At 61.1% G+C, this 20,778-nt stretch carries 11 protein-coding genes; 5 read left to right on the plus strand and 6 right to left on the minus strand.

The genetic code is table 11. From position 1 onward, the window contains the following. Positions 1-50 precede the first annotated feature (50 nt). Positions 51-6,026, plus strand: coding sequence for a VCBS domain-containing protein (locus tag J7557_RS00005; RefSeq protein ID WP_291416095.1), 5,976 nt, complete (start codon positions 51-53; stop codon positions 6,024-6,026). Positions 6,027-6,073: 47 nt separating this feature from the next. Here the strand turns inward: J7557_RS00005 and J7557_RS00010 are convergent, their stop codons facing one another. After that, entirely contained in the window at positions 6,074-6,910 is an 837-nt protein-coding gene (locus tag J7557_RS00010; protein WP_291416097.1) for a transglutaminase-like cysteine peptidase, read from the minus strand. A 218-nt stretch (positions 6,911-7,128) separates the two neighbouring features. Here J7557_RS00010 and J7557_RS00015 point away from each other — a divergent pair, with 218 nt between their 5' ends. Further along, on the plus strand, positions 7,129-7,689 hold the full coding sequence (locus J7557_RS00015) for a diguanylate cyclase (protein ID WP_291416099.1): 561 nt from the start codon (positions 7,129-7,131) through the stop codon (positions 7,687-7,689). A gap of 484 nt (positions 7,690-8,173) precedes the next feature. Continuing rightward, positions 8,174-11,092, plus strand: a complete 2,919-nt coding sequence (locus J7557_RS00020) for a tetratricopeptide repeat protein (protein WP_291416101.1) — start codon at positions 8,174-8,176, stop codon at positions 11,090-11,092. Here the strand turns inward: J7557_RS00020 and J7557_RS00025 are convergent. After that, the gene (locus J7557_RS00025) at positions 11,089-12,579 is read right to left on the minus strand and encodes an alpha/beta fold hydrolase (RefSeq protein WP_291416103.1); all 1,491 of its coding nucleotides are present in this window, start codon (positions 12,577-12,579) and stop codon (positions 11,089-11,091) included. The genes J7557_RS00020 and J7557_RS00025 overlap by 4 nt on opposite strands. Then, complete coding sequence (locus J7557_RS00030; protein WP_291416105.1) at positions 12,576-14,234, minus strand: alpha/beta-hydrolase family protein; 1,659 nt, start codon at positions 14,232-14,234, stop codon at positions 12,576-12,578. The genes J7557_RS00025 and J7557_RS00030 overlap by 4 nt, the downstream gene beginning before the upstream one ends. Positions 14,235-14,407: 173 nt before the next feature. On the opposite strand from J7557_RS00030, the gene J7557_RS00035 reads away from it, so the two are divergent. Continuing rightward, complete coding sequence (locus J7557_RS00035) at positions 14,408-15,874, plus strand: alpha/beta fold hydrolase (protein ID WP_291416107.1); 1,467 nt, start codon at positions 14,408-14,410, stop codon at positions 15,872-15,874. A 2-nt stretch (positions 15,875-15,876) separates the two neighbouring features. On the opposite strand, the gene J7557_RS00040 is transcribed toward J7557_RS00035, so the two are convergent. Further along, on the minus strand, positions 15,877-16,962 hold the full coding sequence (locus J7557_RS00040; RefSeq protein ID WP_291416110.1) for an HD domain-containing phosphohydrolase: 1,086 nt from the start codon (positions 16,960-16,962) through the stop codon (positions 15,877-15,879). 355 nt (positions 16,963-17,317) lie between these two features. Between J7557_RS00040 and J7557_RS00045 the strand changes: the two genes are divergently transcribed. Beyond that, positions 17,318-19,591, plus strand: a complete 2,274-nt coding sequence (locus J7557_RS00045) for an NADP-dependent malic enzyme (protein WP_291416112.1) — start codon at positions 17,318-17,320, stop codon at positions 19,589-19,591. Here the strand turns inward: J7557_RS00045 and J7557_RS00050 are convergent. Both J7557_RS00050 and J7557_RS00055 read right to left on the minus strand, forming a co-directional pair. After that, positions 19,588-20,307 (minus strand): LrgB family protein, encoded by a 720-nt coding sequence (locus J7557_RS00050; protein WP_291416114.1) that lies wholly within the window; start codon positions 20,305-20,307, stop codon positions 19,588-19,590. The genes J7557_RS00045 and J7557_RS00050 overlap by 4 nt on opposite strands. Beyond that, on the minus strand, positions 20,304-20,726 hold the full coding sequence (locus J7557_RS00055; protein ID WP_291416116.1) for a CidA/LrgA family protein: 423 nt from the start codon (positions 20,724-20,726) through the stop codon (positions 20,304-20,306). Before J7557_RS00055 ends, J7557_RS00050 begins: the two co-directional genes overlap by 4 nt. Positions 20,727-20,778: the final 52 nt, after the last annotated feature.

The following is a 20,778-nucleotide window of genomic DNA, read 5'->3' on the forward strand; positions in this document are numbered from 1 at the left end:
CTCATACGGGTTCGGGCGAGACGAACAACCAGCTCTCGTTCGGCTTCAGCGTGACCGACGGCGATGGTGACAAGGCTACCGGCACGCTCAAGATCAACGTCAATGACGATGCGCCGGTCAAAGCTCATGATTATCGCTATGTCAGCGTGCAGGAGGCCGACATTGCGGCCGGCCCTGACGTGGCTAGCACCGTGTTCGAAAACAAAATGGGTGCAGATGGCTTGGGCAGCACTGCATTCACGGGCCACCTCAAACTGGATATCGGTGGTGGCGTGGCGGGGAACGTCTCGCTCAATGTTGCCAATGGCCCGGTTACGGTTAGCCAGTTCACCTCGGACGGGAAGCCGGTCACATTTGTTCTCGTGAACGACACGCTGGTGCGCGGCTATATCCTGCCTGAAAATGGCGGCGGTACTGGCGGCACGACCATCATCGAGATATCGCTGACTGGCAGTGATCAGGGGGTCACCACAAAGCTCTTCGGACCCATTGATCATATCGCCGTGGTCGATGGCAAACCGATCGACAGCATTCTGGTCGACGCCACAGTTCGCTTTACTGACGGCGATGGCGATGACATCACTGCGATCATCCGTACGACCATCGTTGACGACGTTCCGTCCACCAATCAGGCCGATCGCTATATTACGCTGTCCGAGAACAATATTGCTTCCGGTACGGCCACCGACACACGCGCATTTACGATTGATTTCGGAAGCGATGGGTATGGCAGGACCTTCTTCACGGGCAAGATGGGCCTTAACATTGGCGGCACGGTAGCAGGCAACGTCGTGTTCAACGTTGATGCTGGCCCTCAAGTCGTCAACGAGATCAAGTCTGGTGGCAAGCCAATCACCTTTGAGAAGGTGGGCGACAACGTTATCAACGGCTACATCACAAACGATGCCGGCCAGCGGGTCGATGTCATCAAGCTTGAACTGAACGACACGGACACCAATGTAACCGCGACGCTCTTCCGTCCCATCGATCACGTTGACGTCGGTACGCCCACGCCGCTTGGACAGATCCGGATCGATGCTACAGTTGGCTTTGCAGATGGCGACGGTGACGTCGTAACATCTATCCTCCGCGTCAACGTCAACGACAGCACTCCTACTCTGATGACGGGCGGTGCGGACGTTGGCTCTCTGTCCGAAGTCAACCTGCCCCAGGTGAGCTCCACTTTTGGCAACCTCGGTGTAAATGTCGGGGCCGACAAGAACGGTCACGTCGCTTTTGCTCCGGGTGTCATCGCTGCGCTGCAGGCGCAGGGGCTGACTTCGGACAATGTGACCCTCCAATACACGATCAGAGACAATGGTTTCGGAGGCGAGGAGCTTGTTGCTTACAAGACAGGCTCGACTGCCGATGATCCGGTATTCATCGTCGGGGTTTACAGGCCCGCAAGTTTTGCCGCGACGCTGTTCCAGAATGTCGACCATGCGGCCAATAGCGACAGTCTGCCGCTGAACCTTACAGCGCGCGTATATGACGGCGACGGCGACTACGTGGATCGTGCCTTTACAATCAATGTCGCGGACGACGCCCCAACGCTGAATGCGCCGACTGAAGACTACAATCTGCTGACCAATGGCGACTTCTCGATCGGCGCCTGGTCGTCGACAAGCTATGGCGGTGCGTCGACCGGCGCTATCGGTTGGCTGATTAATGGTACTCAGCCTGGTCAAGCTGGTGTTCAGCTCGAAAAGGTGGCGAATGGGTATATGGGGATGTCGTCGACGAGCGGCGTTATGGTCGATCTCGCGGCATCTCCGGGCAATGTCGAGATCTCTCAGACCCTGTCGGGTCTCGATCCCAATGGCTCCTATACCCTGAGCTTCGAGATTGGTTCGCCTGATCCCGCAAGCGCCGGTCTTGAGGTCTACTGGAATGGCGTGAAGCTCAATACGACCTTCACGATCACAAACCAGATGACCGTCGTGACGGTCAGCGGACTTGTGCCCAATGGTGATGGTAAGGACGTGCTGACCTTCAAGGAGGTCGGTTCGCCTGACAATACCGGGACCTATTTGGCTGACGTGAAGCTTGCTCCCACTGCGGCGCTCGACCTGCCAGTGGTGGAGGCCCAGATGGGTGAAGATGGGACGGCCGTCTTCAACTTCAGCGAAGGAACGGATTTCGACTTCGGTGCCGATGGCAAGGGTTCCGTGGCGTTCGACGCCAATGCGGCCGTCATCTCGACCCCGTCGGGAACGCTGCTCGACAAGCCGACCATCAGCTACGATCCGGTGACCGGCAAGCTGACGATCAATCCGGGTTGGGGTTTCAACGGCCTCAGCAAGAACGAGATTGCCACGCTGACCATTCCGTTCAGTGTGACCGATGCGGATGGCGACGTGCGCACCGGACTCTATCGCATAACCATTCTGGGCAGCGACGATCCTGTCTCTTCCTCTGTGGGCTTCCCGGAAACCGGCACAATCACCGAATATGCCGAGGGGCATCCGCTGGCCAATTCGACCGATGAAAGGACCTGGTTCGACAGCGGCTACAATGGCGGCGGTTTCTGGATCTATGGCGACCAGGGCGATACGCATACCGTCACGGTCGTTCCTGTCGGCGCAGGTCAGCTCGGCCATATCACTCATCAGATTGGTGAGACCACGGCCAATGACGGCGTCGGTTTCGTCAACTGGAAGTACAACGTCACCGATCAGGAGCTGAACTATCTTGCGGCCGGCCAGACCAAGGTTGAGGAATTCGACATCGTCGTTTCCGACCCCTTTGGCAACTCGACCACGCGCCGGATCACCATCACGCTGGTGGGCAGCAATGATACGCCTGTCATCACCGTTGCGCAGGGCGACTCCATCGCTTCGGAACTGATCGAGACCAATGCAGGTCTGCAGGCTGCCGGCACGCTGAGCGTGTCCGACGTGGATGTGACTGACGTGGTCACGGCTTCGGTTGGGTTCATCGAGATTTCCGGCCCGGACTATGGGACTAATCTCGACCATGCGATGATCCGCAGCTTCATGACGGTGAACACGCCCGTCATCGGCAACGGTCAGACCACTGGCACGTTGAATTGGTCGTTCAACAGCAATAGCCAGGCGTTCAACTTCCTGCCGCAGGGATCACGTCTCGTGTTCAAGTACACGATCGTGGTGACCGACAGCGCGGGGGCGACCGACGAGCAGATCGTTACCGTAGCGATCAACGGCACGAATGACGCTCCTGTCATCAGCATGCCGCTGGCCGAAACGACTGAAACTATCGACGGCCAGCTGGCGGTGTCGCGCTTTATCAACGAGACGGATACGGGGCTTGCCTCATCGGGCACGTTGACGGTTTCTGACGTCGACAACGCCAGTGCGATGACTGTTCAGGTGGTCGGCGTCAGTGGCGGCGGCGCGGGCTACAACATTGCCAATGCTGCGAACTTCCTGACGATCTCGCCGACAGCGCCGATCTATGATGCTGGCGAAACGGCGAACAACCTGAGCTGGAGCTTCAACTCGGGTAGCGAGAACTTCAATTTCCTCTCGCAGGGCACGCAGATCCGGCTCAACTATACCATCCGGGTCACCGACAATTTCGGGGCCAGTGTCGATCAGGTGGTGACCATTCTGATCAACGGCACCAATGACGGGCCGGTTGTCGATCTCAATGGTGCTACGGCCGGTGTCGATGGCACGACCTATGCCGTCGAAGGACTGCCGCGTTGGGCGTTCGATGCTGCCACTTTGTCTGATGTCGACAGCAGCAATCTCAAGTCGATGACCGTTGGCTTCGGGAATGGTCGGGACCCTGCCAATGCAAACGGCGAGACGGAGACGCTGACGCTGAATACGGCGGCTGAAAACGCCCGCGCTGCGGCCGGTCTTGTGCTGTCGTTCAACGCAACCACCGGTGCTCTGACGATCTCCGGCAATGCTTCGGTCGCGACTTATCAGACGATATTGCGCGGGATCGTGTATCAGAACAACAACGACACCCCATCCACTCAGCGTGTGTTGGAGGTCAGCGTCACCGACGACTACAATGCGGTGGCAACTGCGCAGATGGTTGTGAACGTCACTGCCGTCAACGACGCTCCGCAGATTCCGGACCAGATGGCGATGACCGTGGTGGAGGGAAGCACGACCGTGCTGTCGCTAGGCATGTTCGGCTTTGCCAACGTGGCTGAACTCGACCCGGATAGTCCGGCGACTGACATTGTGTTCAGAGTTCCGGCCAACCTGCCGGGAGTGACATTCCTCAATGGCGGCGCGGCGACGCTGTCGTTTACCGTTGCGGAGTTGCAGGCGGGCCTGATCAGTGTAGTCCATGATGGGCGGGAAGATCCGAGCATCACCTTCACGCTGTCGGTGGACGACGCCAACCAGGACGGTTCGCCGGCCGACACGGCGCAGCTCACGATCAATGTGACGCCGGTGAATGATGCTCCTGTAGCAAAGGACTTTGTTTCGAACCTGGTTTTCGCCGAGAACTCGGTGACGACCAATGTGGTGGTGCCAGCCTCGGATATTGTCAGCGATGTTGACACGCCACTCTCTTACTTCACGGCCTCCAGCGTGGCTCTGGGTGAAGTGACGATCGGCAATAACGCTCCGATCAGTCTGGCTGCTGCAGGTATCTCCCGCGCCTTGGACGGCACTATCACGGTCGATACCAATGTGGCCGCCTATGACTATCTGCGTCCTGGCGATAGCGTGGATGTGGTGGTCAAGTTCACAGTTACCGATGACGGCGGCCTCAGTGACGATGGCACGGTCACCTTCAAGGTGACGGGCACCAATGATGCGCCGGAAATCACATCACTCGTCGCTGCGGCCCAGGGTGAAGTGACCGAAGATGGTACGCTGATAGCCAGCGGCCAACTGACGGCGATTGATCCGGATGCTGGCGACACGAAGACTTGGTCGGTTGTTAACGGTCAAGGAACCTATGGGTCGCTGACCGTAGATAGCACCGGCAAGTGGACTTACACGCTCGACAATGCGGATTCTGACCTAGCTACCCTGAATGCGGGACAGCATGCTGATGACACGTTTGTCCTGCGGGTGACCGACAGTGCAGGGGCATTTGCGGAGCAGACCGTGACTGTCCGGATCAACGGTGCGAATGAGGTCCCGCCGCCCGACGCGAGAAACGACACGATTGTCACCAATGCGGCAAATAGTACTCTGCTTTCTCTGCCGCAGATTGCCTTGCTGTGGAACGATGGTTCATTGGGAAGTGGTGCCTATATCCAGAGCGTCACTCCTCAGCAAAACGGCGATACTGCGGGGGTGAGCCACGGTGTCGTCACGCTTCAGGTGCAAGGCAACTCTCGAGTCTACGACTATGTTGTTGGCTCGGACGGCGGCACTGACGCTGCGGTTGTCACTGTACTGCGTAGCCCGCCTAACGCCATGGCGACCGGCACAACGGACGACTTCCGCGTCTTTACAGATGCTGGCGCCTTGCAGGCATTCGGTGGCCTGGGTAACGACGTCATTATTGCTCGGACCGGTGGTTCGACGCAGATATTTGGCGACGGCGCTCATGAGAGCGCTCAGGACGGCAATGACCTCCTCATTGGCACCAATAGCGCGTCGAACCATCTGTTAGGGGGCGGCGGCAATGACATGCTGATAGGAGGTTCGGTCAACGATATCCTCGATGGCGGTTCAGGTAATGACATCCTGTGGGGTGGTGCCGGTCAGGACAGTCTCGTGGGTGGCAGCGGCGATGACATCTTGTGGGGTGGTGCCGGTCAGGACACGCTCACGGGAGGTAGTGGCAAAGACGTTTTCGTCTTCCAGGAAGCTGGTTCGGCCAATGCCGATATAATAAAGGACTATGTGTTTGCCGACGATGTTATTGATCTTTCGGATCTGCTCAGCGGAATTTCCAATGACGCTGATAAGATAGCGGCGGTTCAGGTAGACGCGGCTCTGAATACGATATCCGTCAATACCGGCAGCGGCTGGGAGTTGGTTGCGACGATCGAACCTACGGGCGTGACCCAGGTCAACATCAAGCTGGACGACGACCTGTCGCACACCTTCAATATCTAGTCGTCAAAGAGCCAAACTAGCGGCCCGCCTTGGCGGGCCGTTTTCTTTTACATCCCCAATCCTGGCGCGACTGCCGATAGATCGGTGGGCATGGCGGTTGCAGTTCGGCTGCCGCCGGCGAAGCCATGGATATAGCTGCGGCCGTCGGCGAAGCTCATGATGGGCTGGTATTGGGCATAGGCCGTGTCGAGCTGAAGCCGGTCAGTGACGTTGTCGAGGACGTAAGAGCCCGAGGGCATGTGGGCGACGAGGACGGCGTGGAAGAGCTGGCGCCTGGTATCTTGCAGCAGCACCAATTGCAGGTTCTGATCGGGCACACCGAGACCGCGCAACAGCCAATATTTGGCGATGGCATAGTCTTCGCAGTCGCCGGCGCCCTTGCGGGCCATTTCGGCGGGCGTCGCCCAATAGTCGCCGACGCCCCACACGTTGCTGTCGGGCTTGTAGGTCATGGTGGCGTTGACCGTGCGGTTGATCAGATCAAGCATATCGCGCTCGCCCAGACCTGCCGCCTTGTTTCGTGCGTCGCGGATTTTTGTGACGAAGCGACTGTCGCAGCCTTCGAAACCCTGGATGCTGCAACTGTCGCCAAAATACGCGGAGTAATCTGTCTTTTGAACGTCTTGCCATTTGCGCGCCGCGGGAATGCGCGCAGCAGAAATGGCGACCGAGCCAAAGACGCCGAGTTCGCTGGCCGCGGGCCTTGCGAGTGTCGTGAAGCCAGGAGGGGGCAGGGCCGCAAGTTGAGGAGGCACAACTGTCTCGATTGCTGTGCGCTCCGATGCGTAGAGACCCAGAGGGCGCGCAGAAAATTCAACCGGCGTTGTTGGTAATGTGGCGGCGCTGATCGTAATAATAGCTGCAGCAGAAAAGTTCAGAAGCAATTTTGCCTCCAGTGATGATTGACTGGAGGCTAGGTCGTCCGAAATAAAATTCTGCAAACTTGTACGGTATATTATAGATTTGTGATTTCGATAAAATTTTACATGAGCGTTTTCTTGGTGACTAAAATGCGGATTGATAAAATTGTCGGCTTTTTTGTCAGCGTGAATTGAGGGATGCTGAGCCAGATTTGCCCATCGAGATTCTAAAGGGGGCACCTGTGGCCAAATCCTGGTTTAGCTGGTTGACCGGCAAGGACTATAAAGGTGAGACGCGACGCGCAGAGGTGCCGCGACCCGCCATCAAGGTTACGCCGCAAGATATCGACCCGTTCTCGGGCGCGTTGCGCTGGGACAGGTTCATCGCCATGCTCGAAGCCGAACAGGCGCAAGGGCCGGGTGCTCTATTGATCGTTGATCTCAGTGCGCGTTCGGGAAGTGCTGCTGCGGCGGCAGGGCAGAAGACGGAAGAAATTTTGCCCTGGCTTGGGCAGTCCATTCAGCAGGCCATTCGCGCTGATGATCTTCTGGCCCATATTGAAGGATATCGCTTTGCCGCGCTTTTGCGCGGTGCGCCGCAAGAAGTCGCCACGGCGGTGAGCGAAAGAATCCTGGAGTCGGTTGACGACACGATCTTCATGACGGCGGAAGGCATTGTGCATCTGGGCGTTACAATCGCCGGTGCGGTCTATCAGCAATCCCCCGGGCCAGACGCTTTGGATGCGGCCATGGCCAACCTCAACATCGCAAAAGACACCGGCAGAACTCTTTTCGTGCAATAGGCAGGACGAAGAGGCTTTCAGGACTAGAGAGCTGCGCGCGGATGCGTCGGGCGCCCGAAATCTTGAAATAGGAAGGCGCTTGCGCCGAGTCGCAAACGCGACAGAGCGGTGCCGCGCTGTCGCGTATTGGTCAGGTCGGCTGGAGGCCGGGCGGCGAAGGGAGCGCGTTGGTTCGACGCCGTGGACCTTCTTATCGACGTGGCAGCAGGTTAGCGCGATCTCGACCAACATTCTTCCGTACACTTGTGCTCAGTCGTCGTCGTAAGCGCCATGAGGTGCCGCGCTTTCCAAGTTTGGACATATGCGCGGGGCGGCAGACTTGAATTTGTGATGGGTGGATTTTGACGCTCGTCAATGCCGATAGCGGAGAGGTGGTCATGCTGTTGGCCTCTTGTGGTCGGAGGCCGCGATGCGCCCGTCAGTTATTCTTCTTGCCTTGTGCCTCAGCACTCCTGCCTTGGCAGCCACGGGCGAGACCTGTGCTGTGACTGTGGTTCTGCCCGATTGCGCCCGGGCGGCGTTAGAGACGGCATCGGCGCAGGGCGATCCGGCGGCCAAGGTGGAGCTGGCTCAGGAACTGCTCAAGGCGGGTATGCCGGGAGGGGCCGAGAGCGCCGTGCGGTTGCTGACCGGGGTAGCGGAGCGAGGGGATGGGTGGGCTGCAGTCCTGCTCGCCAATCTTTACCGGCAGGGCGAGGCGGTGGAGCAGGATGGCGCGAAGGTCGTGGCGCTGCTGGAGCCGCTGGCCAAGGGCGGTAATGCCGGCGCACTGACGGGGCTAGGAGAACTTTACCTCACAGGCGCGCGCAATATGCCCAAGGACGTGCCGCTGGCGGCGGAATATTTTGAAAGAGCGGCGGCCACAGGCGATCTTTGGGGCAAGTTCCAACTGGCGTTGCTCTTGATCGACGGCAATGGCGTTGACCGCGATCTCGAGCAAGCCGTGGAGCTGCTTGAAGAGGTCAGCAAGGCCGGCGATCCATGGGTGTTGATCACGCTGGGCGATCTTTATGCCGGGGGTCTGGTGCCGCCCGCGGAAAAGGCGATCCCCTACTTCGAGAAGGCGGCCGCTACCGGCAATACGGCCGCGCTGACGCGTTTGGCGCAAGCGTATCAGACGGGGTTGGGCACGGAGGCGGCTGATCCCGCGAAGTCGCGGGAGTTTTGGGAGGCAGCCGTCGCCAAGGGTGACAGTTTTGCCGGGATCAATCTGGCGCTGTTGCTGCTGGATGATGGCGGCAGGGTGGCGGTCGATCGGGCGGTAAAGCTGCTCGATGCGGGGGCGGCGCGGGGGGAAGCATGGCCGGCAACGATCCTGGCTGATTTGTTGGTGCGTGGCGAAAAGGTGCCCCAGGATGCGCAGCGGGCGGTGGCTTTGCTGGCGCCGCTTGCCGATGAGGGCAGTGCCGCGGCGCAGGTGGCCTTGAGCGACATTTATGCCAAGGGGGCGGGGGATGTCATTGCCGACCCATCCAGAGCTTTCGCCTTGGTTGACGCGGCCTATAAGCAGGGCGAGGCGCAGGCGGCGAGCCGGCTCGGCTTCATGCTGGTGCGCGGAGAGGGGACAAAGCAGGATATTTCGCGGGGGATGGGCCTACTCGATCAGGCGGTTTCCCGCTCCACTGATCCATGGTTGGCCATCGATGTGGGCGCCTTGCTTGCTGCCGGCGATGTCGTTCCGGTGGATGGGGACAGGGCGATTGCCATGTTCAAAAAGGCGGCTGACCTGGGCAGTGCGGCGGGACTGTTTCGGTTGGGGATCAGCTATCGGGACGGGGTTGGCGATGTCGAGCCCGATCCTGTCATGGCGCGGACCTATCTGGGGCGGGCCGCGGATATGGGGGATAATGCTTCGCGGGTGACCCTGGCGCAGATGCTGCTCGCCTCGGACGTGAGGGCGGATGTGGACAAGGGCGTTATCCTGCTGGAGGCGGCGGCGGAAGAGCACGATGCCTGGGGCACGACGAGCCTGGCAGCGCTGTTGCTTGAGGGCCGTGTGCTGCCGAAGGACGGGGAAAGGGTTCGGGCGCTGCTCGAGCCGCTGGCGGAGGAGGGAAGCGCGGCGGCGCTGGCGATGCTGGGTGATCTCTATGTGAAGGGGGCGGACCCCATTGCGGCGGACCCGCCGGTGGGACGGGGCTATTATGAGAAGGCCGCGGCGCTGGGGGAACTTGGAGCCAAGAACAAGCTTGGATTGATGCTGCTGGCCGGCGAGGCGGGAGATGTGGGGCGCGGGCTGCAATTGCTGCGGGAAGTTGCCGAGGCGGGCGATGGCTGGGCCAAGATCCAGCTTGGCGATGCGCTGACACAGGGTGGCGCCGTGGATGTCGATGCCGTGGCGGCGCGGGACTATTATCAGCGGGCGCTGGATCAGGGCATTGCGGCCGGCGCGGTGAAATTGGGACTGCTCTACCTAAATGGCGCCGGGACGCTGCGACCGGATCCGGTCAAGGCGGCCGAATTCTTCGAGGCGGCGGCGGCCGATGGCGATGACCTTGCCAGAATACAGCTCGCGCTGATGCATTTCGAAGGGCGCGGGGTGGCGCGCGACGTCGCGCAATCACTGACGCTGCTGGGTGATGCCGCGCAGGACAGCGCCTGGGCCAATGGTATTCTCGGGGGCTATTATGCCGATGGCCGTTTTGGCGAACCCGACTATGCGAAGGCGCGCGACTATTTCGATCGGGCGGTAGCGCTTGGCGATGCCAGCGGGAGCTTTCGGTTTGGCGGGTTGCTCTCTTCGGGGCCACTGGCAAAAGAGCATCGGGAAGAGGGGTTGGAGCTGGTGCGCGGGGCGGTGTCCCAAGGGATTCCGGGGGCCGCGGTCGAAATGGCGCGCCTCGAAATGATGGGGGTGGCCGGGGCCGGGGGCGGCAAGGCCGCCGAGCAGAGGCTTCTGGCCGAGGTGAAGCGCGAAAATCCTGCGGCGCTGCGTCTGTTGCTGCAGCTCTATCGGGCGGGCGGGGGCGGGCTGTCGCCTTCCATCGCCAAGGCGAAGGCATCGCTCGACCAGTATGGTGGGCTATTGCAGCCTGATGCTGCGACTTTTGAAAGCATGGCGCTGCAGGCGGCCGGGCCACCGACGCTCGATGCCATGCAGGCGGTGGGAGACAGCTTTGGCAAACTGGGTGCGGGCGATGTCACCCAAGCGGTGCAGATGCTCTTCTGGAGCAACAAGAACGCCTATGTCTATGTGCTGCAACAGCAATTGAAAAAGGCGGAACGCTATGGGGGGCCGCTCGATGGACGGCTGACGCGCGGCACGATTGCGGCGCTGAATGCGGCCTGTCGTGAGAGCAGTAGCGAAACGCGGGTCTGTTCGATGGGGCCGCTCACGCCGGACTATGCGGTGATGATGTCGAAGCAGATTGCCGGTTTCGATATGGGCGTGGCGGTAAACTAGCGTCGGGCGAGCAATTCCAGCAGCGCGGGATAGACCAGGTCCACATTGGCGCCACGTTCACGCGTGTTGATCAGGTCGTGGGGGAGGCGAGCGCCGAAGGGTAGCGTCGTGATGACGGGCTCGACGCCGTGGGCTTGCCAATACGCTGCGATATCGAGGGTCTGGCGATTGTTGACGGCGACGTCGGCGTCGTTGAGGAGGATCGAGATATTGGGCACAGAAGGGGGCGTTGCCTGGGCGGCCGCGTGGACCTGCCAGCCGACCAGCATGATCTCGGTCAAGGCGTGGGTGGTCGGCAGGGCGTGGGCAATGGCGGCCTTTTCCGGCGTGGCGTTTTCGAGGGGATTCCAGGAGAAGATGATATTGGGCAGGGCGCGGGTGACATTCGTGCCGGCCTGCATGGCCCAGGTCGGGACCACATAGGGGCCGAAAAAGGGCGAGACGAGCACGGCGTGATCGACGTCTTCCCGAAACTGGGCGGCCCAGGCGGACAATGTACCGCCGGCGGAGAGGCCCATGACGGTGACATCGTCGCCCAGGCCCTGAGCCAGGTCGAGCGCGGCATTGGTGTGCGCGACAAGGCCATCGGCGGTGAAGTCGTCGAGATCGCTCGGTGCGGGATTGGCAAGGCCGTGGCCGTGCATGCGGGGCAGGTAGACATTGTAGCCAAGCGCGAACAATTGCTCGGCGAGGGCGTCCGCCTGGGCCGGGCAACTGGTGAAGCCGTGAAAGTAGACCACGACGCGGGCTACCTTCTGGCCGTGGGTCAGCAGCCGGGAATGGCAGAGCTGATCGAGGCCGAGGCCCGCTTCCTGGTCTTCCACAGCGGCAAAAGCGGCCATGGCTTGCTCGTAGTTCATCGAGACCTCGTCAATGGGCGTGGATATGTCCGGCGCGTCGATCGTGGTGTTTCCGTACCAGAAAAAGGCGGTACCAAGACCTGCAAGGGCCAAGATGGCCAGACCCAGCGCCACGCGCGGGATTGCAGGGTTTTTGCGTGGGGGCGGGGCTTTGCTCGTGTTCCGATGCAGCCGCTTGAACAGGAGCGCGATGGCCATGCCGGCGAGGGACATGAGCAGCACGCCGGGAAAACCGGTGGTGATCAGGGTGAGCGTGGTGATGAGCTGAACCTGTTCCAGGCGCTCCCACAAGGGTGGCAGGAGGGTCCATTGCCGTTGCAGCAGTTCGGCGAAGGTGATGACGACGGGGTATGAGACCAGACCCGCCAGGATGCCGGCGATGCCACCGCGCAGCAGCGTGACAGTGCGCGGCACGCTGCAGAGCAGAAACCACATGATCGCGCCGCAGGCGCCGGCGCCAATGAAGAGATTGAACCAAGTGACCTGCCCGTCATCGTTGAGGAGGTCGGCGCTGATGCTGAGGCCGATGGCGGGAGCGATTGCCAGGGCGGCAAGGCCGAACAAGAGGCCAGCCGTGAGTGCGCCGGGGCGCCGGACGGGTCGGTGATCTGGCCCCGATGTCGTCATTCGGCGCGGCCCGTATTTTGGGCCAATGCTGCCTTGAGAGCCGCAAATTTCTCGGCATCCCAGCCTTCGGGCTCGACCAGGGCATACCAGGCGTCGGCATAGTCGGCGGGGGAATAGACGTGGCCGTAGCCAATGGGCGAGGTGTTGGAGAGCGCCATATCCATGGCGAGTTGCAGGAAGGTAACGATCGGGTACCAATGAAATTCGGGCGATACGCCTTCGCCGCGTTCGCCTTCCATCCAGGCCGGCGCACGAAAGATCGTGTCGTAGTCGAAGAAAACGATGGGATCGCTGGGATATTGGAGGAAAGCGATGCGCATCGGGCCCCAGTCCCCGCCGGGCTCGGCGAGATCGGCGCCGCGATTGGCAAAGCGCACGCTGGAACTGTCGCCAAAGATGGGGCGCCATTCGGGCGATTGATCAGCCCGGTTGGCTGTCGACCAACGCCAGACGGTGCTGGTGAAAGGTGGACCGACCCAGAGAGCGCCATCGAAGGGGGCGGCGAGGACATCGAGAAACATGGTCGATGCCTGGGAGCTATTGGCGCCGAGGCTGAGCCCATTGAGGAACAGGCGTGGCCGATGGTCGGCGGGCAAGGCGCGCCAGTAATTGTAGACGATGTCAAAAAGGGCCTGAGCGGTCGACTTGCCTTCATCGGGTTCGACCAGAAGCGAGAGCGGGCTTGTGAGATAGGAATACTGGATGGCCACGCTCGCGACGTCGCCATCGAGGAGGTATTCCAGCGCATCGATGCTGGGCGGATCGATCCAGCCGGTGCCGACGGGCATGATGATGACGAGAGTGGAGCGATCGAAGGCGCCGACGCGCAGCATCTCCGCCAAGGCGAGGTCGGCGCGTTGGGCGAGGGTTTCGGCTGAGCGCAGGCCGACATAGGTGCGCAGGGGCGTGAGGGCAGGTCGGCCGGTGACGGCCTCGATATTCTCTGCGGTCGGTTGCGTTTCGATATAGACCCGGCCATCGCGGCCTATGGAGGTCCAGGGAACGAGGGAAGCCTGACTGCCCGAACGTAGCGGATCGGTCGGCGCAGGATTGCCGGTGAGGGCAACGATGGCGTCGATGCGGAGGAAGGTTTGGTCGGCAAAATCCAGCAGGCCGCGCACCAGGACGCCATTGACCAAAAGACCCGTGACGATGCCGACGATGATGATGCCCGCGAGGGTAGCGGCGCGGGGTGGCATGCGGGTGCGCAGGAGAGCTGCAACGCGTTGCGTTCCGCGCGTGAGCAGCGTGCCGATGGCGACGAGGAGGAGGGCCGGGATCAGCGCCAGCACGATGACCAGAAAAACGTGGCTATCCTCCATCGGCTCGAGCTGCATTTCGGCGCGGACGGCGTTTTGCCAGCCGGTGTAGCGATGGAGGCAGATCAGGGCGATTGCGCCTGAAAGCGTGAGGAGACTCCAGCGGAGCCAGCGCCGCACCGTGAGATTGGCGGGATGAAGCTGCAGATAGGTCCAGAACCAGAAGAGAACAGCGCCCACGGCGTAACCGACAGCGAAGACGCAGCCCGATAACAGGCCCTGGACGACGGCGGGTCGCGGGATCAGCGAGGGCGTGAGCGACAGGGCGAAGAACAGGATGCCGACAATCAGGCCCGCTACGGAAATGTAGGACCCTATTCGTTCAATCAGGCGCATGACTACGCTCACCAAACTACTGCCGCCAATTAGCTAATCCCAGAACGGGCAGGGGGAAAGCTGCGCCTGTGGTTTGCGCTGAAATAGGGACGGACAGCAAAGCTGCGGGATTTTGCGCACATCGAGAATGACTTGTGCTTTCAGTATGGTCGGGGCGAGGGAGTGGTCGCGGCATGAAGTTCCAACCTGTTCTCGTGAGTATTTTGGCGGGGGTGATTTTCTCCCTGGGCGGCCTTGTCGCGACGTTCTTCGGAGGATTGCCCGTTGCCGAGCTCTTTGGCAGCGAGGGCAGGCTGGACTGGGCCGATGTCGCCCTCGGCATTTTCATCGTCGGGGTGCTGGCGTGGTGGATATTGGTGGGGCGGAGCGGTCGGCTATCGCTCTTGCGTGGCGCGATTGCCGGCGCATTGGCGGGGATTTTCTCCTACCCGGTAGTGCTTGCAGTCGATGAACTCTTCAGGATTTCGCCCGAGATCGATGCGGCGGTGGAGCAGGCGGCGACGGTAAGCCGGCTCAGTGGGCTCGGTTTTCTGACGACCGGGTTTGCCGCCGTTCCGGCGATGGCCCTTGTTGGCATTGTCGCAACGCTGTTGTTACGGCCCTTTTATCCCGCGCTGAAAGGGGTCGATCCGGCGCTGAAACTGCTGCGTGGGGTGGGCGTGGTGCTGCTGGTCCTGGCGGGCGCTCTGGTTGCCCTGTTTGTCGGGCTCACGATAGTGCCGCTTGATCACGGGCGTGTTGTGGGGACGGGAGATTTGGCCGAGGCGCCAAGCTACGAGCAGGCGCTTGCCAGCTTCGAGGCGACGCGGCAGCGCGAGGACCAGATCCCGATCAATCCACGCTGTGCCTCAAAGCTGCTTGTGCAGGAGAACAGGGCGGCACCGACGGTGATTTTCCTTCATGGCTTGACCAATTGTCCGGCCCAGGCGGACGAGTTGGCGCCGAAACTTTTCGCCTTGGGCTACAACGTCTATGTGCCGCGATTGCCGGGGCACGGCGAGCTCGATCGCATGACCACGGCCTTGGCCACGGTCGGCGCGGAGGACTATGTGGCCGCGACCGAGGAGGCTATCGCCATCGGGCGCGGTCTTGGGGGCGAGGTTATCGTCAGCGGCCTTTCGGCGGGCGGCGTGCTGTCCGCCTGGAGCGGCCAGCAGCGTGCCGATGTCGACCAGGCGATTGCCATGGCGCCGTTTTTCGGGCCGCGACAGGTTCCGGCCTGGGCCAATCGGGCGGCCACCAATCTTCTCCTGCTGCTGCCCAACATAATGATGAGCTGGGATCCGCAGAATCCCGAGGGTTCACCGGAAATGGACTATGCCTATCCGCGCGTTGCCACCCGGGCTTTGGGGCAGTTCATGCTCATTGGCGAGGTGACGGCCGAGCTGGCGGGGCGGCAGGCACCTCGCGCGCAGGCGCTTTCGGTCATGGTCAACGAGGCCGATACCGAAGTGAATGACCGCCTCATCGATCGCCTCGTTGCGGCCTGGCAGGACCATGGGGCGCAGGTTGGCGTGAAAGTGGTCCCGCTTGCCCTTGGCCTGCCGCACGACCTCATCGATCCGCGGCAGGAACACGCCAATACGGAGGTGGCCTATAGCCTCTTTGTCGAAATGCTCGATGCCAGCGTGGGGCGATAGGCTCAGGAGTCGCCGAAGCGCTCGTGGATTTCGTGGAATTGCGGCGAGATCGCCTTGAATATGCTTACCAAAGTGGGATCGAAATGTGCGCCGCTTTCGCTTTCGATCAGGGCGACGGCCTCGTCATGGGGCATGGCGTCCTTGTAGACACGCTTTGAGACCAGGGCATCGTAGACGTCGGCAATGGCCATCAGGCGTCCGGGCAGGGGAATGGCCGCACCGGCGAGACCAAGGGGATAGCCGGTTCCATTCCATTTCTCGTGGTGGGAATAGGCAATGTCCCGGGCTACGGAGAGGAAGGTGCTGGTGCCCAGCCGTCGCTCGGCTGCTTCGATGGCGCGACGGCCCAGTTCCGCGTGACCCTGCATGACGGCATATTCCTCGGCATCGAGCTTGCCGGGCTTGAGCAGGATCTTGTCGGGAATGCCGACTTTGCCGATGTCGTGCAGCGGGGCGGATTTGAACATGGTCTCGACCATGTCGCCATCGAGCTCGGCAGGGTAATAGGGCTGGGCTGCTTCGCAGAGGGCGCGCACATAATGCTGCGTGCGATAGATGTGATTGCCGGTCTCGTTGTCCCGAACCTCGGCGAGGGAGGCCATGGCAAAGATGATGGCATCCTTGGCGCGTACGGCTTCTTCGCGGGAGGCGACCAAGGCCTCGAGCAGGCCGACATTGGTGATCGCCACGGCCGCGCTATTGGCGATGCGGCGAAGGAAGTGCAGTTGTTCGGTCGACGGAAGCTGCTTTTGTGCCCAATAGGCACCGATGGCGGCGACGGGATCTTCCATCCTCACCGGAACCATGGCGAGGCTCTTCACGAAGGTTTGGCGATAGGCGTCCTGGGGGATGCGCTCATCGAGCGTGATGTCTTCGATCACTACACTCTGGCGGTTTATCATTGCCCAGCCCGATATGCAGGAGGATATCGGAAAACGCTGTCCCTTCCAGAGCGGGGCAATGGCGTCTTCATCGGCATAGAAGCACTTGTCGCCGTCGCGCAGAACGAAGGTTATTCCATCAGCACCGACCAACTGACGCGCTCTCTGGCGCACCACATTCATGATCTCGCCAAGGCCCCGAGCCATCGAAAGCTCGAGGACGAGGGCGTCCACCGAAAGTTGTCGATCAAAGAAAGCGTCCATGACCACTATTAAGCGCGCGAGTTGCTAATAGATCGTAAGATGGGGCCGAAAATATGCATGATTTATCTGAGCGGCCGCAACAGTTTGTCATTATGCGCTGGCCGACTTGATAACGACGAAACAGCTTCGCAAACGCGCCGAATTGTCCTCGAAGTAATCGGTCTCCAGCCCGGTGTCGCGACCAAAGTCTAGCTGGTCATGACGGGCGCCGTTCTGATTGTGGGATGCCGCACGATCGAAGGCGAAAGGCGTTCCCGAGGGGGGAGCCAGCAGCTCATAGCAATACCGGGGAGACAAAATGGCCGACAATACTTCCAGCCTGCATGATGCGGCGCTGCATTTTCATGAGTTTCCCAAGCCCGGCAAGCTGGAGATCGTGGCGACGAAGCCGCTGGCCAATACGCGCGATCTGTCGCTGGCCTATTCGCCGGGCGTCGCCATTCCCTGCGAGGAAATCGCCGCCGATCCGCAGGCGGCCTACAAGTACACGTCCAAGGGCAATCTGGTTGCCGTGATTTCCAATGGCACGGCGGTGCTGGGCCTGGGCAATATCGGGGCGCTGGCGTCCAAGCCCGTGATGGAAGGCAAGGCGGTGCTGTTCAAGAAGTTCGCCGGGATCGATTCCATCGATCTCGAGGTGAATGAGCAGGACCCGAAGCGCTTCATCGAAATCGTGGCGCCGCTGGAGCCGAGCTTTGGTGGGATCAACCTTGAAGACATCAAGGCGCCTGAATGCTTCGAGATCGAGGAAGCGCTGCGCGAGCGGATGAATATTCCGGTCTTTCACGACGACCAGCACGGCACGGCGATCATCGTTGCGGCGGCCGTCATCAATGCCATGCGGCTGGTGCGCAAGGATATCGGCAAGGTCAAGATCGTCACCTCGGGGGCTGGGGCGGCGGCCATTGCCTGCATGAACATGCTGATTGCAGTGGGGGCGAAGCGGGAAAATATCTGGATCGCTGACTCCAAGGGTCTTGTGACCAGGAAGCGCGACAATTCCGTCGATCGCTGGCGCGGGGCTTTTGCCCAAGACACCGAGGCGACGGAGCTAAGCGAGGTGATGGCGGGCGCCGATATTTATGTAGGGCTTTCCAAGGCTGGGGCGCTCAAGCCGGAAATGATGAAGGATATGGCGGAAAATCCGTTGATCCTGGCGCTGTCCAATCCGATCCCCGAAATCATGCCGGAACTGGCAAAGGCGACGCGGCCCGATGCGCTGGTTTGCACGGGGCGCTCGGACTATCCCAATCAGGTCAACAATGTCCTTTGCTTTCCGTTCCTGTTCCGGGGTGCGCTCGACTGCGGCGCGACGGTCATCAATGAGGAGATGAAGGCGGCAGCGGCCTATGCCATTGCGCAATTGGCGCATGAGCCGGGGCTGGAGGCGACGGCGCATGGCGTGCCGGCGATCTTTGGGGCGGACTATCTGATCCCCAATCCGTTCGATCAGCGGCTCATTTTGCGGATCGCGCCGGCAGTGGCCAAGGCGGCGATGGAGAGTGGGGTTGCGGCGCGTCCCATTTCCGATTTTGACGCTTATCGTGATCAGCTTCGCCGCTTCGTGTTCCGCTCGGGCATGGTGATGAAGCCCATGATCGAGCAGGCGCAGAGCGGCGGAAAGCGTATTGCCTTTGCCGATGGCGAGGACGAGCGCGTGCTGCGGGCGGCGCAGGTGATTCTTGAGGATGGTATCGGCAAACCGATCCTGATCGGACGGCCTTCGGTGATCGAAGCGCGGCTGGAGCGGTTTGGGCTGACCATTCGGCCGGGCAAGGATTTTGAGGTCATCAATCCCGAGGATGATCCGCGCTATCGCGACTATGTCGCCGAGTTTCACTCACTGGTGGGCCGCAAGGGGGTGACGCCGGATACGGCGCGGACGATTTTGCGCACCAACAGTACCGTTATCGGAGCTTTGGGCGTGCGGCGCGGGGATGCGGATGCGCTGATCTGCGGCTTGCAGGGGCGCTTTATCAAACACGCTCGGGATATTCATTCGGTGATCGGCCTGGCGGACGACGCCAGCCAGCTTTCGGCGCTATCGATGCTGCTGCTCAATCGCGGCGTGTTTTTCCTCGCCGATACCTATGTGAACATTGATCCCAGTGTCGATGAGCTGGTGTCGATCACGCTGCAGGCGCGGGACCACCTCAAGCGTTTTAATATCGAAGCCAAGGCGGCCCTGTTGAGCTATTCGAACTTCGGTTCGCGCGAGGGCGAGACGGCCGGCAAGATGCGGGCGGTCTATGAGAAACTCAAGGTGGCGGCGCCAGACCTCGTGGTCGAAGGAGAAATGCAGGGGGACTTGGCGGTCAATGCCGAGCTTCGTGAGCGCTATATTCCGGACTCTGTGTTGAACGGGGAAGCGAACCTGCTGATCTTCCCCAATCTTGAGGCGGCCAATCTGTCGATGACGCTGCTCAAGGAGCTCAACAATGGGCTTCATATCGGGCCGATCCTGATGGGGACGCGGCAGCCGGCGCATATCGTTGCGCCGACCGTGACCAGCCGCGGCCTCGTCAATATGGCTGCCATTGCTGCTGCCGAGGTGGTCGGCAAGGGCGCCTAGGCCTGGGAGAGCAGGACCCAGACCAAGACGAGGATGCTGGTCAGGGCGCCGTTGAGCGCCATGGCTATTCCGGAAAAGGCGCCTGCGACTTCGCTGACCTGGAAGGCCCTGGCGGTGCCGATGCCGTGGGATGCAACGCCCACGGCAAAGCCGCGTGCGGCATAGTCCTTGATCCCGAGGGCATTCATCAGCGGCGTGACGATCACGGCGCCGAGAATGCCGGTGAGGATCACCAATACGGCGGCAAAGGAAGGAATGCCGCCGAGATTGCGGGCGAGTTCCATGGCGATTGGGGCGCTGGTGGATTTGGGGGCGATGGAGGCTACCACCTCCACGGGTGCGCCGAAGGCCATGGCGATGGCGACGGCACTGCCCATGGCGGTGAGGGAGCCGGCGATGAGGGCTCCTCCGATCGGCAGTAGCGAGCGCCTCACCTTTTCGAGGTTTTTGTAGAGCGGAATGGCAAGGGCAACCGTCGCTGGCCCAAGCAGGAAGTGCACGAATTGGGCGCCTTCGAAATAACGGGCGTAAGAGGTCTGAGTCACCTGCAGCAGGGCGATGATCAGGATGCCGGCGATGAGTACGCTATTGGCGAGAGGCGTGCCGCCCAGCTTTGCCGAAATGGCGAGGGCCAGGAGGTAGGCGAGAATGGTTGCCGTGAGCCAGAGCAGGGGGCTGGCGCTGAGATAGACCCAGATTTCCGCAATGCCGCTCATGGTTTTTCTCCATTCGAAAAGCGGGCGAGCGCCAGATAGGTGCCGACGGTGACCAGGAGGGTTAGCAACGTCGAGACGACGAGAGCCAGCAATAGGGGCGGCCCCCATTCGAGGACCAGCCCGCCATATTGAACGATGCCTACGGCCGAGGGCACGAAGAGCAGCGACAGGATGCCGATGAGGCCGGTTGCCATGGCGTCGAGCCCCACCGGAAGGTGGCGACGCCAGCCGAGAAAGGCCAGAAGTAGAAGCATGCCGGCGACGGGGCCGGGGAAGACGAACGAAGGGGCGAGGAGGCGGCCGGCACTGACCAGGGTTTCACCAACCAACTGGCAGGCAATCAATATGGCAAAGCCGGCGAGCAGAGTGGCGGGGGTGATGCGTGGCTTGGTATTGCCTTCATCCGATTTCGAGGTCATCGGAACTCATCCTTGGGCGTGTGGTCGGAGCATTTTGGGGATGCTGCAAATC

The organism is Devosia sp. (assembly GCF_017744655.1).
In the GTDB taxonomy this organism is placed as follows: Bacteria; Pseudomonadota; Alphaproteobacteria; order Rhizobiales; family Devosiaceae; genus Devosia.